Below are 15,293 nucleotides of genomic sequence, written 5' to 3'. Positions count from 1 at the left end.
GCAGGAAGGATAGCAACAAGGAAATCGATTGATCAGATTATGATGATAGGTGGAGCCTATCAGGCGCCGCAGCACTTCTTGTATTTCTTGCCCGACCCGCAGGTGCAGGGATCGTTGCGCCCCACCTTCACGACGGTGCGCGGGCGCTGGCCCATCACGCCGTCCACATACCACCAACGGCCGTCCTGGTTCTTGAAGCGGCCGGTTTCGTGGTGGATCAGGTCCTTGCCATCCATCGTGAACTTGGCCACGAACTCCACAAACGCCTCGTCAGCGGTCTGACCATCGGCGGTGGAGCGCACCTCAAGACCTGTCCAGATGCTCTTGGATGCCCATTCGGTGACCTGTTCAGCGTCGAAATCATCCTGCGTGCCCGGCAGCAGGGTTTCGCCCAGATACTTGATGTCCTGCTTGGCGAACGCCGTATAGCGCGAACGCATCAGCGCTTCCGGCGTCGGGGCCGGTGTGGTGCGGGCCAGATAGGGGCCGCAGCAGGCATCAAACTCACGACCGCTGTCGCAGGGGCACTTGCTCATTTTCTCACTCGTTCCTGAAAGACATTTGCTGAAGGGCGGGATAGCGCATCATTGTGGCCTTCACCAGTGCGCTTATTACAAATCCAATGACAATTCCCGGCCCGACGCCTCGCTGTGATCGTGCCAATGCAGGTTGCAGCGGGGCTCGTACAGGTCGGCCTGACCCAGTTCGACGGTGCGGTCGTTGCGGTGCTTCTTGAACGTCTTGTGCGCTTCATGCCCGCAGACGGCGCAGCGGGACTTCAGTTTCCATAGGCCGTCGGCCATGGCGGCCAGGGTGGCTGTCACGGGGAAGGCCCGACCGCGCCAATCCATGTCCAGGCCGGATACGGCAACATCGATGCCCCGGTGCAGCAGGCTGCGCACATCCTCCACGACATCGCCGTGATAATGCGGATCGACGCAGAACTGCACCTCGTCGATGAAGACGGCCTTGATGCTGTCAGCGATGGCCGGCATGCGGGTGATAGGCATGGCGTCGAAGCCAATACCATCATGATTGACCACCCGGTTCTCTGCATAGCGCACGTCAAAGGCCGGCTTTAGCAGCATGATGTGGGAGCCGGTGCCGTGCGTGTACCAGATGGCGCGCTTCAGGATCTCCGTGGACTTGCCCGAGAACATGGGTCCGCAGATGACTTCCAGCTTTCCGTAGCGCATGCCTGTTTCCTGTCGATGGGCCGGGGCTTTCCATAGCCGAGTTCACGACTTCATGCCATGAAAACAGGGATAGGGCAGGGAAGGGGATCATGCGCGGCTGGACGGACGGGTATGTCACGGAAATTGGCTATACCTACAGCTTCCACTCGGAGCTGCAACCCTGGCCCATGGCCGATGCCCTGGGGCAACGGTCGCCAATCCAGCCGGGGCAGCCTTTTGATTATTGCGAGCTGGGCTTCGGCCAGGGGTTCAGTCTGGCCCTGCTGGCCGCCGCCAACCCGCAGGCGCGGTTCTGGGGCAATGATATCAACCCGGACCATGTGGCCCATGCAAGATGGCTGACCGATAGTGCGGGCCTGCCGAACCTGACGGTCAGTCCGTTGGGCTTTGCCGATTATGCCGATAGCGATCTTCCTGCCTTTGATGTCGTGTCCCTGCACGGCGTCTGGTCCTGGGTGGGGCCACAGCAACGGGCGGAGATCGTGGCCTTTCTGGACCGGCATCTGAAGCCCGGCGGGGTCGTCTATCTCGGCTATAACGTTCTGCCGGGCTGGGCCCAGTATCTGCCGCTGCGGGAACTAATGCTGGCATCGGCGCGGCGGGGGCAGGGGAGTTTGGCCGAGCGTATCAACGGTTCCCTGGCCCTGGCAGAGCGGTTGGGGGCGCATGAGGCCGGGTACTTCCGGGTTAATCCGACGGTTACAACCCGCCTGGATGCCCTGCTGGAACGGCCCGTCGACTATCTGGCGCATGAATATTTCAATGAGAGCTGGCACCCGACCTATTTCACGGATCTGGCTCAGGCCTTAGCCTCTGCCGGTCTACGGCTGGCCGCGCAGGTGCGGGCCGCCGACCGGTGGGAGGAGGAGGGGCTGGCGGATGCCATCCTTACCGTTGGGGGGAAGGCGGCAGCCGATGATCCTGACTTCAGGGAGTTGCTGCGCGACTATGTGACCAACCGGCCCTTTCGCCGCGACCTGTTCATCCGGGATGGGGGGACGGCAGGTCCGGCAGTGCAAAGGCGTTGGGCGCCGCTGGGTCATCCGCGTGACCTGCCCCGCCGGGCGACGCCAGCCACGCGGCCCCTGGAGGTGCCGTTTGATGCGGCACACGCCATACTGACGGCGTTGCGGGCGGGGCCGATGGATGAAGCGGTCCTGATGGCGCAGGTTGGGGGGGAGGGGGCGACGGCGTTGATGGCCCTGAAGGCGCTGGACCTGATTGCACCGGCCCTGCCGCCTGAGGGCGATGACCAGCGACGCGACGCGTGCGCGCGGCTGAACTCACTCCTGCTTGCGGATGCTGCATCGGCAGACCGGATGCCGGCCTTGGCCAGCCCAGTGACGGGTGGCGGTGTAGCGGTCGACAGGCTGGGCAAGCTGTTCCTGGCGGCGTTGCAGCGGGGGGAGGAACCGGGGGTTCATGCCTTCACGGCGCTGGAAGCGTTGGGCCAACGTGTGCTGCGCGATGGCAAGGCGATCACGACAGCGGAACGACACAAGGCGGAATTGGCCGAGCGCTGGGAATCCTTTGCCCGGCGTCGTCTGCCGGTGCTGCACGCTTTGGGTGCGGTGCCATAAAGCGCAGGGTGGGCTTGCGGAAATTCCGAGGCAATCCAAAGGAAGGGAGTGGAAATTTCTGCGGTTGCAGTGCACCATCTCCTTGCGCCCAGTCCGCTTGGTTCCCTGCGATGGAGAGATAGCACCATGCCGCGCAAATCCGCCAAGTCCGAAGCCCTGTCCGTTCCCGAAACCGAACCTGTCCTGGTGCCACCTGTGAAGAAGGCGAAGGCCCTGCCCAAGCCCCGGACCAAGAAGGTCGATCCGGTCCCTAAGGCTGACGCTGCCATCGCAGTTGAGCCGACGACCAGTCAGGTGGCGGAAGAAGCCTACTTATTGTGGTTGTCGGAAGGACAGCCACCCGGTCGTGACGTTGAACATTGGCTGTTGGCCGAACAGATCGTGCGCAGCCGCTTGTCGTTGTTGTCGGCGGCGGTTCATTCGGCCTGATCCTGGCCTACCAGCCGATTTTGAGACCCCCGCCCACACGGGCGGGGGTTTTTCGTTCTTGCACCAGGCCATCCTTGCCGTTTCCGGTTTTTTCCATCCGGCAGATTCTGCCCACGGGTCATATCGACCGCCCTGGAATGCCCATAATCCCTTGTAAATCCTTAAATCCCCAATGTTGGCCCGCCTATTGCAGATGACAGGACGGGCCGGTCATGGGGATCGGTCCTGGCATTTCGCCGGTACAAGGGACCCGTCCGATGACCAGCCTGTTTGGCGTCCTCAACAACTCAAGCAACGGCCTGCGCCTGATCCAAGGGCAGCTGGGGCTGGTTGCCGAGAACGTGGCCAAGGCGGATGATCCCAACCGTTCTCGGCATTCGCTGGAACAGACCTCTGATAACCAGGGCAATGCCAGTATAGCCCAGTATAAGCGCCAGGTAGACGTGGCGCTGCGCGTGCAGCTGGAACAAACGATTTCGGAGGAATCCGGGGCGGCGACGACAGCCGATTACATGCGCAAGGCGACCGATCTGCTAGGCACGACAGCCGGCAAGCCGCCGGTGACCGACGCGCTGGACAAGTTCGAGACGGCCTGGAAAGAGCTGGCCGCCACGCCGGAAAGCACGGTGGCCAAGGGCCAGATCGTCGTGCATGGCGAGGATCTGGCGCGCGAACTGCGCCGTCTGAACGATGGTATCGGCAGCATCGAGAAGCAGCTGGATACGGACATTAACCAGTCGGTCGACAAGCTGAACGCAGCCTTGTCCTCTATCGACGAACTCAACACCAACATCCTGGTAACGCGCGGCGCTGGCGATCCGACCATGGAGATGGAAGATCGCCGTGATGCCCTGGTGCGCGAAGTGGCCGGGATGATGAGCATCCGTACCGTAGAACGTGGGGACGGCAAGTTGTCGATCTTCACGACTTCCGGCGTATCGCTGCTGGATGCTGCGCCCGTCAAGTTCACTTATGCCAACGGTCAGCTGCGCTCTTCTGCGTCGGATCGTGATCTGACGGGTATGGTGCGAGACGGAAAGCTGGGTGCGCTGCTGGAGCTGCGTTCGGACGGGTCCGTGCAGGAACCGCCGCAGCCCGCCTCCAACCTGCCCGGTGCGGAAATCCTGCGCAAGTTACGGTCGCAGACCCAAGCCATTGCGGAGGCTTTCCTGGGTTCGACCAAGCCGGGCGAACCCACCAGCTTTGCCGATGCCTATACCAGCGCCAACCCTGTCGGGGAGGGCGAACTGCCCAACCGGTTCTTCATTGGGACCGGGGCCGGCAATATTGAGATCAATCCCGGTCTTCTGTCGGGTGACTATAGCGTCAAGACGAGCGCTGCCGAAGGCGTGGCCGCGTCGATGCAGGCCGCAGGCCGCACCATGAATGCCGACGGTCTGCGGGCGACCGGCCTGTCCTACAGCTCCATGGTCTCTACGGTCATCGCTCAGTGGAGCAGCAACCAGAAGGTCGCCAGCGAGCAGGCCACCATCGCCACCGATTTCAAGGCGCAGCTGGAAGGCCGCTACAAGAACAATACCGGGGTCAACATGGATGAGGAGATCGCCATGTTGCAGGTGCTCCAGCGCAACTACTCCGCTGCCGCCCGCGTGATGCAGACGGTCAATAATATGTTGGATGCCATCGAGGGGATCGTCAGATGACCCGCATTAGCAGCTATGGCAGCTATATCAACATGGTCCGCACGCTTACGGGCGGGCAGTCGGCGATCGACGACCTTTCGACCCAGCTCAATACGGGTAAGAAGTCACAGGACGTGGCCTTCTTTGGCACGCAGTCGCAGCGTCTTCTCGATCTGAAGTCGGAACTGGTGCGCCGTCAGGCCTATTCGCAGACCATTGATCAGACGATGACCCGCGTGAAGTCTTACGACACGCTGATGGATCGTATGGCCGACATGGCGACGGAATTGTCCAGCACCACGCGTCTTCCGCAGGGGCCGGGCGCTTCACGCGTCAGCAGTGTTACCAACCAGTCCTCTGGTGCCATGAAGGTGTCGGTGGACGATATCAACAGCAAGTTCAAGGCCGAGGCGACCTACACCATCTCCGCTGTGCCCAGCCAGACCGGGCCGAAGGGCAGCTTCGAGATCACTGTTACCGATGGGTTGGGCGGCCGCGCCGTCAACACCGTCAACATGAAGCAGGTTCCGCCGCAGGTGGATGCCGACCGGTTCATCATTTCCGGTGGCCCTGGCGACGGCGCTGTCATCAAGCTGAACATCGAAAGCCTGGAAGGTTCGGGTATTTCCTCCTTCGATGTCACTTGGCCCGATATGGCCTCGACACGTGAAGTGATCCGCGGCATGACCGTGGAACTGGAGTCACTGCTGAATGAACGGGTTGGTGACCGGTATCTGTTTGCAGGCTCTCGCTATAACACTAAGCCGGTCGATGACATCGTCGCCGCAAAGCAGATTACCCGCACCACTTTGGTGGGTGAGCGCGGGGATGCCGGCGAGACCTATGAAATGGTCCTGAATGGCAAGCGCTTTACCTATGTCACGACAGGAAATGAGAAGTCGTTGGACGAAGTGTTCTCCAACGGCACGGGCACCGGCCTTGTCGATCAGATCCGTCAGTTCAGCGATCCGCCCTTCAATGTGACCCTGTCGGTTTCCAACGGTATCGTTACGGCGACGGCGAATGATGTGAAGGAGAAGTTCACACTGACCAGCCGTGTCTATGACAATGGAACGCACGCGAATGTCGTTCTGACGGCCCCCGATGCCGTCAATGCCGATCAGGCACCCTATACGGTACAGGAAGCCAGCGAAACGCAACGGCAGATCGACAATGTGAAGTTCCATGGGACCGAAGCTGATGTTGGTGACGTATTCAACGTCTCCATCGGTGCGCGCACCATTGTGCAGAACGAGAATGCGCCGCCGCAGGTGATTATCGCCGGGCCGACGAAATACTCCTACGTCATCAGCCCCAGTGATACTGACATCCTGCGCGGCAATGCCCCCCTTCCGGCCGATGCACCGGGGCAGGTACCGGCCTATACCACCCCGACCTCCATGTCGAACTGGGTGACGCAGCGGATGGCCGTGCAGATCAACGCCGATCCTGCAGCGTCGGTAGTGGCCAGCATTGATCCGGCGGACGATACGAAACTGATTTTCACCGCCAAGGATGTGAACAGCCAGTTCCAGACCGTGGCGGATATCAACAATGCCGGCAACCAGACACGATTGATCACCAAGGATCTCCCACCGCTGGCCGAACAGGACACCTTCGAAGGCATCGTCAGCCCCCCAGGTCTGCCCTTCTATGATACTGAGTTTGCGACCTCGCGGCAGGTATCGGCGGCCTATGACATCGCGAAGCTGCAAGTCGATGACGGGTTGAGTGTCAATTACGGGGTCAGCAGCAATGACCCCGCGATCCAGAAGCTGGTCAGTGGTCTGCGCCGGCTGACCGCCGCCATAAACCGCCCTGGTGATTATACCAAGCTGATGGAAGAAGGCCGCAATCTGTTGATCGATGCGCAGAACGATCTGCGGGGCGTCCATTCCCGCGTCGTCAATGCCGCCGCCACCATGGACAACACGCAGAGCCGCCACCAGGACGCCATTTCCAAGGCCCAGGGCGAATTGGCCACCATCGAAGGCATCGACCAGAACGAGGTGGCTGTCCGCCTGCAGTCGGCAATGTCTACCCAGCAGGCCAGCTACACCATCACTGGCCGCATGCAGTCCCTGTCCCTGATCAACTTTCTTGCCTGAACCGATCCAGCCAAAGGAGAACTGAGAAATGAACGCGTTTGCCCCCCCCAATGGCTTCACGGCCGCCCCCGCCCCCAGCAGCGCCCCCAGCGCCGATGAATCCATGCGCACCCGGCTGTTCGACCAATTCAACACCTTCTGGGTCAACGCCTCGCGCGAGGGGGTGCCGTATGACATGATTGGCACCATGTCGGTCACTGCCGCCGTCTATGGCCTGTTGGCGAAGCATGGCATCGGCACGACGGCAGAGTTCCTGGAAGGGATGGCCAATGACGTCCGCACGGGTCTCTTCGCGGTTCCCCCACGTCCGAACTGAACTTTTCATCCAACAGATTGCCCTGAAAGGGGCCGATCCATCGGCAGGTGGATCGGCCCCTTTTCCTGTCTGCCTCGTCCCGGCAAAAGACACCGCCTCCCCGGCAAATTTGGCCCAGTGGCATCGCCCGCCCTGTACCGAGGCAGGGAATGCCGATCAAGTTTGTTCCCATGAATTCAATAAAATCAAAGTGCTAAGATTTTTTCTGCGGTTGGCATCGAACTTGCTCAATAGACCACGACACGCCATCACTCCAACGGGAGCAGTTCCATGAGCATCTTCGGATCCTTGACCACCGGCATCTCCGGCCTCCAGGCCCAGGCAGCCGCCCTTGGTCACATCTCTGACAATATCGCCAACGCACGCACCACGGGTTACAAGCGCGTTGATACCGCCTTTACGAACCTGGTGCTGCAATCCAATGCTCGTGTGCATAATCCTGGTGGTGTGGTGGCCCGCCCCAGCTACGCCAACAGTGTGGCTGGCAACATCGAAACCGTCGATCGCACCACGAACCTCGCCATCCGTGGCCAGGGCTTCTTCAATGTCAGCCGCCTGACGGAAGTGAACGGCACGTCGGTGCCGACCGGTGAGCGCTATTATACCCGCGATGGCTCCTTCGAGCTGAATGACGAGCGTATCCTGGTCAACCGCTCCGGTTTCGCGCTGAACGGTTACATCTACAGCGAGGCGACGAACTCCTTCTCGACCTCCGCTACGCCGATCCAGGTGACCGCTGATATCGACAGCCCGGTCCCCACCAAGTCGATCGAGCTGCGCGCAAACCTGCCGACCGATCCGACCCCGGGTCAGCCCATCCAGCCGACCACCATTCAGATTTTCGACAGCACGGGCAAACCTCGTGACATCACCCTGGGCTGGCGTCCGGGGCAGGTGGATGGTGCCTGGCGTCTGTCCGTCGATACGCCCGGCGCCGTCGGCAGCCTTCCGCTGTCGGGCAACCTGGACGGCTTCCCGGTTTCGGCGCAGTCCACGTCGCTGACCCAGGGTATCACGCCGCGCAAGCAGATTGAGGAAGTACAGTTCACGTCGCCCAACGGCGATGGTGCCTTCAAGATCGGCGATACCTATCGTGTTGTCGTAAACGGTGTTGAGTTCACGGAGTCGGTGACCACCACTAATTCCTCACAGCTGTCGAATCTGACGGGTGTTGCGCAGTCGCTGGCCGACAAGATCAACGGTGCCGTGCCGCCGGTTGGCGTGACGGCCAACGTATCGAACGGCCGCTTGCGGATCACCTCCACTACCGCCGGCGACGACTTTACGCTGACCACGACCGTCAACAATGCGACGCCGACTATCAATACGGCCAATACCCCGGTCACGACGGCAGCGACGAGCACGCAGCAGCAGCAGTCGGTCATCACCTTTGCCGGCAGCTCGGTGGATATCGGCGACGAATTCACTCTGAATGTCGATAACAACTCGACCCAATCCTACAAGGTGACTGTCACGGCGGCCAATATCGGCCAGCTGAAGGATCTGAACGGGGTCGTGACCGCGTTGGCAGCTCAGGTGAATGCCAACTCCTCCACGGAGAAGGTTATCGCATCGGTTACGGGTAACACCTTGACCCTGCGTGGCACGACGGTGGGCGACAGCTTCAATGTCGGCGAGCAGAGCGGTACGACAACAACGGCTGCATCCTCAACCGCATCGCAGGTGACGGAGCTGAGCTATCCTGATCGTGACATCACTGCCGACGAAAATGATATGTCGGTGACGATTAACGGCACCACGATCACCTACTCACCCGTTTCCGGTAATGACATGGAGACGGAACTGGATGCTTTCGCGAACGATATCAATGCCCAGGGTCTGGGCGTCACTGCCAGCCGATCGGGTACGCGCTTGGTTCTGACGGCTGATGCCGTGAATACGGCCTTCACCGTCAGCGGCCGCGACCGCCTGATGCAAGCCAACGTCAAGAATGCGCCGCCCGCTGACAACACTACCTTCGTCAGCTCTGTACAGGGCAACATCACGGGTTCGCGTCAGACGCAGCGTATCTCCATCACGGGCGTACCGGGCGACGTCGGTGCCACCTATTCGGTGACCCTGCGCAGCCCGTCCACCAACCAGGTTGATCCGATCGCCCTGAAAGGTACCACGACAACGCAGCCTTCGGCATCGGCTTCGCAGGTGACCGAGGTGTCGTACCCCAGCGCCGCACCAAAGGTAGGTGATGTCTATAGTGTCACCATCAACGGTACTGCCTACAACTATGGGCCGTTGACGCAGGCTGACCTGGATGGCCTGCCGACGCAGCCCCCGACGCAGACCGAGGCCCTGACGAATCTGTTCCTGCCGGCGATAACCTCAGCCGATGTGGCGGCGACGGTCAGCGGCAACAAGATCGTTCTGACGGCAAATGCTGTAGACACGCCGTTCCGTGTGACCGGCACCGACGAACTGGCGACGGATCCATCGTCGCAGCTTTTCGACTTCTCCACCACCACGGCCACGCCGGTTGTCGGTAATCGCTACGCGGTTACCATGAACGGGACCACTTATTCGGTTCAGATCACGGAGCAGAATATTGCTGACTTCCCGACGCCGGCCAGCGTGTTGGACAGCATCATCACGAAAGTCGGCAATGATTTCGGTGCCCCCTTCACGGCCTCGGCCATCAAGGATGATGGCGTCACCACTGGCATCCTGCTGACCGCCAAGGATGCCAGCATTCAGCTGAACGGCACGCAGGAAGTGGCACCCAACTTCAACCGTACCATCACCTACACCACCACCGGCAATGAAGTGTCGCTGGACGAGATTGCTGCCAATCTGGCCCTTAAGGTTAACCAGGAAAGCGGCATTCCCGTGCAGGCCACGTCGGTTGGCGGTGTCATCACCATGACCAGCAATCAGGATGGTATCCCCTTCCTGGGCGAACCCAGCTCCAACATTGGCACTACCCCGCCGCACATTACGCTGAATTTCGGTGGTACCCTGCCGAATGGGGATGCGGCGAAGGCCGGTACGCTGTCTAGCCTGTCTTCCGCCAATGTCGGCACCGGCAATGCGACGGTCAGCGCCGTCACCGAAGGTGGCCAGCCGGCGCAAGTGAGCTTCACCGTGGACTATGGCAATGGCCCGCAGCGTATCACATTGGATCTAGGTACCTTTGGTGAGGCGACCGGTCTGACTGAGTATGAAGGCAACGCCATCAACGTCACTTCGCTGCTTCAGGATGGCAGCCCGCAGGGCACGTTCCGCGATGTAGAAATCCGTGAGAATGGCGACGTTGTTGCCAATTACGATAATGGTCGCCGCCGGGTGATTGCACAGGTTCCGCTGGTCCTGTTCAACAACGCGAACGCGCTGGGCCGTGAGACGGGCGGTACGTTCACCGAAACGGCGGATAGCGGTCGCGCTCGCTTCACCTCTACGGGCGTCAACGGTGCTGGTGTGATCGCCGCCAGCTCCATCGAAGGTTCGAACGTTGATATCGCGCAGGAGTTCACCAAGCTGATCGTGGCGCAGCGGTCCTACACGGCCAACACCCGCGTGATCACCACCACCGACGAAATGCTGACGGAGACGATCAACCTGAAGCGGTAAGATGACGGGCGGCAACGGCCCCTTACCCCAGTTGCATGGCGTGTCAGTCCCGGTCCCCTTCCTTGGGGGCCGGGATTTCGCATTTTGGGGTTTGGTGTCGGGTCGTGTGGTTGTACCTTGCGGTAGACCCCTGTTCTCCCGCAGCAGCCCCCAATGGCCATTTCCGGAATATCGTCCGCCTTGTTCAAGCCAACCGTCGCCGCAGGGCGGCGTGGGCAAGGCACAGATACGGCTGACACCGCCCCGCCGGGGACGCCAGCGGCTGAAAAAGACCTCAGCAGTGAGCAGCAGTCGCAACTGCGTCAGCTGAAAAAGACCGATTCCGAAGTGCGCACCCACGAGCAGGCGCACAAAACCGCTGGCGGTCCTTATGCCGGCAGCATTCAGCTCGAATACACGACAGGTCCCGATGGACGCCGTTATGCGACGGCGGGGGAAGTGCCGATTGACGCGTCACCCGTGCGCGGCAATCCTGAAGCGACGATCACCAAGATGGAGGTCGTCAAGCGTGCGGCTCTGGCACCGCAGAACCCGTCCCCCCAAGATCGGGCCGTTGCCGCGCGGGCAGATGCCACCAAGGCACAGGCCCAAACGGAACTGCGACAATCAAGCAATACCGGCGGCGTGAATGAAAGCGATACCGGCGCCGGTAGTCGGGTCGGGGCTGATCCAAACAACGCCATCGCCAGCTACCAGCGCGCAACATCAGTGGCGCAAGCCGGAACCAACATCAGTATTTCTGCATAGAGGTCTCGACGGCGAGTTGCTGCCCGCGTTGGATTCTTAGCCGAACAGCGCGTTGTTAAGTTTCGCCGTTCCCGACAGGCCTGTGTCGAAATTCTGCGCGGCTGTCAGCATGCTCTGCAGTTCCAATTGCCCGGCCGACTGCTGAGGTACGCCATCGCCAGCCCGCGGCTGCTGCGCTACCGTGTCGTAATCTTTGCGGTAGACGCCCATCGACATCTGTATGGCGTAGTTCTTCGATGTCAGGACATTGCCCTTGCTGTCCTTGGCGGGGCCAGAGCCATCATTGGTGACCTTGATGTAATAGTCACCAGAGCCCAGCTTAAACTCGCCTTTTTGCAGCGCCTTGTAATTGTCGCTGGTAGAACCAAGACCTTCCTTGCTGTCGGCCACGACAGCACCGAAACGGGACATTACCTGGACACGCAAACCAGGATCACCCAGTACACCGATTTGTGCCTCGCCAGAGGTCTGAACACGGACTTTAAAGACGTCGCCTTTGTCGTCCTTCTTGATATTCGAATAGACGTTAAGACGGGTCGTGTCCTTGATCAGGGTCCCGATGTCTGTCGCTGCGCCGTTTGTGGAGTAGGGCGACTTGCGCACCTGCTTCTCAAAGGTCTGCACCTGAATCTTCGATTGTGCTTCAGCTTTTTTATTGGCTTTAGCCGTCGATTGTGCAAAGTCAGCCAGCTGCTGCTCAATGTTGGAGAGCTTTTTGGTCGTCTCGGCGATAACGCTGGAGGCGGAAGCGGTACCGGATGCAGTGGTCGCAGGGGTACTGACCAGCGGCGTGTTGCTGGAAGTCAAAACCGAACCTGATCCGCTCACGGACGAGACCATTGCGAGTCTCCCTCTATCTTGTGGCGCCCGGAAACCGGACAGCCGCCAACGCCCCTTCCACCAACCACGATAACAGATGATTTGATAAAATGCAATCTATCGGCCAGGACGTTTCTTCGAAGAATCTCCAAAGAAACGTCCTGGCCGATGCACATGCATCCAAACTCAAATCGAAATACTGAGTTTACCGGGAGTTGGCGCTGGCGCCGCCTGCGGCTTTGCCATAGCAGCTGCCGGCGGAGGGGCTTGCGTCACCGTTGCGGGTGCTGCGGTGGCGGTCGGACGCTGCGACAAACCCGTTGCAACTGCACGGTTGATATCGATCAAACGGTCAAGCTTATTGACGTCGAGATCAATCAGCCGATCAAATGTCTGGCGATCAACGATGATCGACAATGCCAGAACATTATCACGGATATCCTTTGGCAACGGACATTCCGGATCAACCATGGACGTCTGAAAGATGGTCCATAGCCGTTGATTGAGTGAAAGCGCCTGACGCAGCAGATCCGAGTTCTCCGGCGTTTGCCGGGCATGGATCAAGCGGCGTGCCGCTTCTGTCAAACCCCAGGCTTCGACGTCACGAGGATCATCGGAAGTGGGACGATTGCTGTAACCCGCCGCAGGCTTCATAACAGTTGCCGTGCCCTTTGAACGGTAAAACCATGAAGACAGTATTTCACATCGGGGTACGCCCGACAAGGATAATGGCCTAGACTGGGGCTGGTTAGGGTACCGCCTCAGCGTGGTGCATTCGCATAGGGTTGGATTGGGAGCAGATGATGGGTGCGGAAGGGGCGGTGACGGCCGAACACGCGGTGCGGATGCATCAGGCCGGTGATATCGCGGGAGCTGCTGCTGCCTATCGTGCTCTGTTAGCCAGGAGTCCTCGTGATGCGCAACTTCTCAATTTGCTGGGCGTGGCGACGCTGCAACTCGGCAATTCGGCCGAGGCGGTAGAATTGCTTCGGAATGCGGTCCGGCGGCGTCCGGACGCATCGGACATACACGACAATCTGGGCAGCGCTTTGCGCGCTGCCGGCCATCCGGCTCCCGCCGTGGAAGCGCACAGGCAGGCATTAAAACTACGTCCGGGCCATGCACCGTACCTTTTCAACCTTGGTAATGCTCTCGCTGCCATGGGTACACATCTTCTTGCTATTGATGCTTACCGGCGATCACTGGATATGCGGCCGGGCCATAACGGTGCCCTTTTCAATATGGCCAACAGCCTACGGTCGATCGGTGACCTTGACGCAGCAAAGGCAAATTACCGGGAACTGTTGAGGGTCGATCCTACTCACGCCCAGGCCTGGAACAACCTGGGGGCCGTGCTTGCGCAGCAAGGGGAGCTCGCCGGCGCCGAACAAGCCTACAGACGGTCCGTGGCCATCCGGCCCACGCATGCTGAAACCCTATCCAATCTTGGTAATGTCTTAGTGGAACGCGGTAAGCTGGGAGAGGCGCTGGGCTTTCACCGCGCCGCGGTGGGCTCGGCGCCGGATAGCGCGGAGGCCTTGGTCTTCCTAGGTGTCGCACTGCAAGAACTTGATCATGTCGAGGCTGCTATCGACACCTATCGCCTCGCTCTCCGCCTTGAACCTGACAATTTGAGCGGACTGACCAATCTTGGTGCGGCCCTAGAGCTTATCGGTAAGCTTACCGAGGCGGAGGCGGTGCTGTCTCAAGCACTGGCCATGGCTCCGGCATCAGCCGACGTCTGGGGAAATATCGGCCTCTGTCGGCTGGCGCAGGGAGACCGGGCGCGAGGTCTTTCGGCATTGAATCGGGCCCTTGAGATTGATCCGGACTTGCCGCGTGTTCGCATGTCGCGCGCTCTGCTCAGTCTGGAGGATGGGTGCCTACGAGACGGGTGGGCCGACTACGCTTGGCGTTTCGCCGCCGGAGAAGCGCTGCCTGATCGTCGCTTTGCCATTCCTGTTTGGCGAGGTGACAAATTGCCCGATAAGAAATTGTTGATCTGGCGAGAACAGGGGCTAGGTGATGAGTTGATGTTTGCCAGCATGTACGCACAGGCACTCGCTCAGGTGAGCGTGGCAACTATTGAATGCGACCCTCGATTGGTAGGGCTGTTCACACGTAGTTTTCCCAAAGCGGTCATACGGGCACAGAAACTACCACCTGGCAGCATTGATGCACCTGAGCAGCCGGACGAAGACTTCCATGTACCAGCTGGCGATCTGCCGAGTCTCCTTTCCCCTGAAAAGGTCAGTGGTTTAGGGGGGGCACCCTATCTTGTTGTGGATCGGGGCCGGTCGGCAAAAGCGCGGGAATGGCTGGACAGCCTGCCAGCGGGCCTGAAGATCGGCATTTGCTGGCGATCCCGCTTGGTTACGGCCCGCCGGCGACACAATTATGCATCGGTGTCCGAATGGGTGCCGTTGCTTGGGATCCCCGGAATTCAAGTTATCAATCTGCAATATACGGCGCGATCGGAAGAAATTGATGTGCTCCAGGCTGGAGGCTTAAGGTTGCATGGGATGCCTGACCTTGACCTCTCCGACGATCTGGAAGGGCTGGCGGCGTTGATCGCAAACTTGGACCTCGTGATTACGGCGCCGACGGCGGTTGGGGAGATTGCCGGTGCGGTCGGCACGCCAGTTTGGCGTGTTGCAGGGGATAGAGACTGGTCAACCCTTGGTACGAGGATCAGGCCTTGGTTCTCGTCTATGCGCCTATTCTTACATTCATCAGGTGCCGCCGCAGGCCTGGGAGAAGTTATACGATTTCTTAAGCGAATTTTGTCGTCGCATAGCTGATATTTTGTTTGTAACCAGTTTTCAGCGTCGAAACGTGATGCTATCGTATGCGTGGTTGTCGGTGTTTGGATG

General features: G+C 60.0%; 12 protein-coding genes. 8 read left to right on the top strand and 4 right to left on the bottom strand.

Annotated elements, in window-relative coordinates; genetic code table 11:
- Positions 1–59 precede the first annotated feature (59 nt).
- Together ABC729_RS20595 and ABC729_RS20590 are read right to left on the bottom strand one after the other, a co-directional pair.
- Entirely contained in the window at positions 60–536 is a 477-nt protein-coding gene (locus tag ABC729_RS20595; RefSeq protein ID WP_495609476.1) for a YchJ family protein, read from the bottom strand.
- 75 nt (positions 537–611) lie between these two features.
- A complete protein-coding gene (locus ABC729_RS20590) occupies positions 612–1,196 on the bottom strand; it encodes a thymidine kinase (RefSeq protein WP_488967248.1) in 585 nt (194 codons plus the stop codon).
- Between the two features lie 89 nt (positions 1,197–1,285).
- On the opposite strand from ABC729_RS20590, the gene ABC729_RS20585 reads away from it, so the two are divergent.
- From ABC729_RS20585 to ABC729_RS20555, 7 genes are all read left to right on the top strand, one after another.
- Positions 1,286–2,776: a class I SAM-dependent methyltransferase gene (locus ABC729_RS20585; protein WP_495609475.1), complete on the top strand. Its 1,491-nt coding sequence runs from the start codon at positions 1,286–1,288 to the stop codon at positions 2,774–2,776.
- Positions 2,777–2,902: 126 nt separating this feature from the next.
- A complete protein-coding gene (locus tag ABC729_RS20580; RefSeq protein WP_495609474.1) occupies positions 2,903–3,205 on the top strand; it encodes a DUF2934 domain-containing protein in 303 nt (100 codons plus the stop codon).
- A 257-nt stretch (positions 3,206–3,462) separates the two neighbouring features.
- Positions 3,463–4,869: a flagellar hook-associated protein FlgK gene (gene flgK / locus ABC729_RS20575; protein WP_495609473.1), complete on the top strand. Its 1,407-nt coding sequence runs from the start codon at positions 3,463–3,465 to the stop codon at positions 4,867–4,869.
- Positions 4,866–6,956 carry a hypothetical protein gene (locus tag ABC729_RS20570; RefSeq protein WP_495609472.1) on the top strand — a complete coding sequence of 697 codons (2,091 nt, stop codon included), beginning with the start codon at positions 4,866–4,868 and terminating at the stop codon, positions 6,954–6,956. Before flgK ends, ABC729_RS20570 begins: the two co-directional genes overlap by 4 nt.
- 28 nt (positions 6,957–6,984) lie before the next feature.
- Positions 6,985–7,272: a hypothetical protein gene (locus ABC729_RS20565; RefSeq protein WP_495609471.1), complete on the top strand. Its 288-nt coding sequence runs from the start codon at positions 6,985–6,987 to the stop codon at positions 7,270–7,272.
- A gap of 270 nt (positions 7,273–7,542) precedes the next feature.
- Positions 7,543–10,854, top strand: coding sequence for a flagellar hook-basal body complex protein (locus ABC729_RS20560; RefSeq protein ID WP_495609470.1), 3,312 nt, complete (start codon positions 7,543–7,545; stop codon positions 10,852–10,854).
- A 153-nt stretch (positions 10,855–11,007) separates the two neighbouring features.
- Positions 11,008–11,601: a putative metalloprotease CJM1_0395 family protein gene (locus ABC729_RS20555; RefSeq protein ID WP_495609469.1), complete on the top strand. Its 594-nt coding sequence runs from the start codon at positions 11,008–11,010 to the stop codon at positions 11,599–11,601.
- 36 nt (positions 11,602–11,637) lie between these two features.
- On the opposite strand, the gene ABC729_RS20550 is transcribed toward ABC729_RS20555, so the two are convergent.
- Together ABC729_RS20550 and ABC729_RS20545 are read right to left on the bottom strand one after the other, a co-directional pair.
- Positions 11,638–12,441 carry a hypothetical protein gene (locus ABC729_RS20550; RefSeq protein ID WP_495609468.1) on the bottom strand — a complete coding sequence of 268 codons (804 nt, stop codon included), beginning with the start codon at positions 12,439–12,441 and terminating at the stop codon, positions 11,638–11,640.
- Between the two features lie 165 nt (positions 12,442–12,606).
- Positions 12,607–13,074 (bottom strand): flagellar biosynthesis regulator FlaF, encoded by a 468-nt coding sequence (locus ABC729_RS20545; RefSeq protein ID WP_495609467.1) that lies wholly within the window; start codon positions 13,072–13,074, stop codon positions 12,607–12,609.
- Positions 13,075–13,220: 146 nt separating this feature from the next.
- On the opposite strand from ABC729_RS20545, the gene ABC729_RS20540 reads away from it, so the two are divergent.
- Positions 13,221–15,221 carry a tetratricopeptide repeat protein gene (locus ABC729_RS20540; RefSeq protein ID WP_495609466.1) on the top strand — a complete coding sequence of 667 codons (2,001 nt, stop codon included), beginning with the start codon at positions 13,221–13,223 and terminating at the stop codon, positions 15,219–15,221.
- The last annotated feature ends 72 nt before the right edge of the window (positions 15,222–15,293 follow it).

The sequence above is a fragment of the Niveispirillum sp. CC-CTL257 genome, from assembly GCF_059489915.1.
Note: the sequence above shows the minus strand (reverse complement) of the source record. Positions and strands in the feature narration are given on the sequence as shown.

Excerpts from the sequence above, each read along its gene's own strand:
- ABC729_RS20595 (WP_495609476.1), bottom strand. The coding sequence starts at position 536 with ATGAGCAAGTGCCCCTGCGACAGCGGTCGTGAGTTTGATGCCTGCTGC.
- ABC729_RS20590 (WP_488967248.1), bottom strand. The coding sequence starts at position 1,196 with ATGCGCTACGGAAAGCTGGAAGTCATCTGCGGACCCATGTTCTCGGGC.
- ABC729_RS20585 (WP_495609475.1), top strand. The coding sequence starts at position 1,286 with ATGCGCGGCTGGACGGACGGGTATGTCACGGAAATTGGCTATACCTAC.
- ABC729_RS20580 (WP_495609474.1), top strand. The coding sequence starts at position 2,903 with ATGCCGCGCAAATCCGCCAAGTCCGAAGCCCTGTCCGTTCCCGAAACC.
- flgK (WP_495609473.1), top strand. The coding sequence starts at position 3,463 with ATGACCAGCCTGTTTGGCGTCCTCAACAACTCAAGCAACGGCCTGCGC.
- ABC729_RS20570 (WP_495609472.1), top strand. The coding sequence starts at position 4,866 with ATGACCCGCATTAGCAGCTATGGCAGCTATATCAACATGGTCCGCACG.
- ABC729_RS20565 (WP_495609471.1), top strand. The coding sequence starts at position 6,985 with ATGAACGCGTTTGCCCCCCCCAATGGCTTCACGGCCGCCCCCGCCCCC.
- ABC729_RS20560 (WP_495609470.1), top strand. The coding sequence starts at position 7,543 with ATGAGCATCTTCGGATCCTTGACCACCGGCATCTCCGGCCTCCAGGCC.
- ABC729_RS20555 (WP_495609469.1), top strand. The coding sequence starts at position 11,008 with ATGGCCATTTCCGGAATATCGTCCGCCTTGTTCAAGCCAACCGTCGCC.
- ABC729_RS20550 (WP_495609468.1), bottom strand. The coding sequence starts at position 12,441 with ATGGTCTCGTCCGTGAGCGGATCAGGTTCGGTTTTGACTTCCAGCAAC.
- ABC729_RS20545 (WP_495609467.1), bottom strand. The coding sequence starts at position 13,074 with ATGAAGCCTGCGGCGGGTTACAGCAATCGTCCCACTTCCGATGATCCT.
- ABC729_RS20540 (WP_495609466.1), top strand. The coding sequence starts at position 13,221 with ATGATGGGTGCGGAAGGGGCGGTGACGGCCGAACACGCGGTGCGGATG.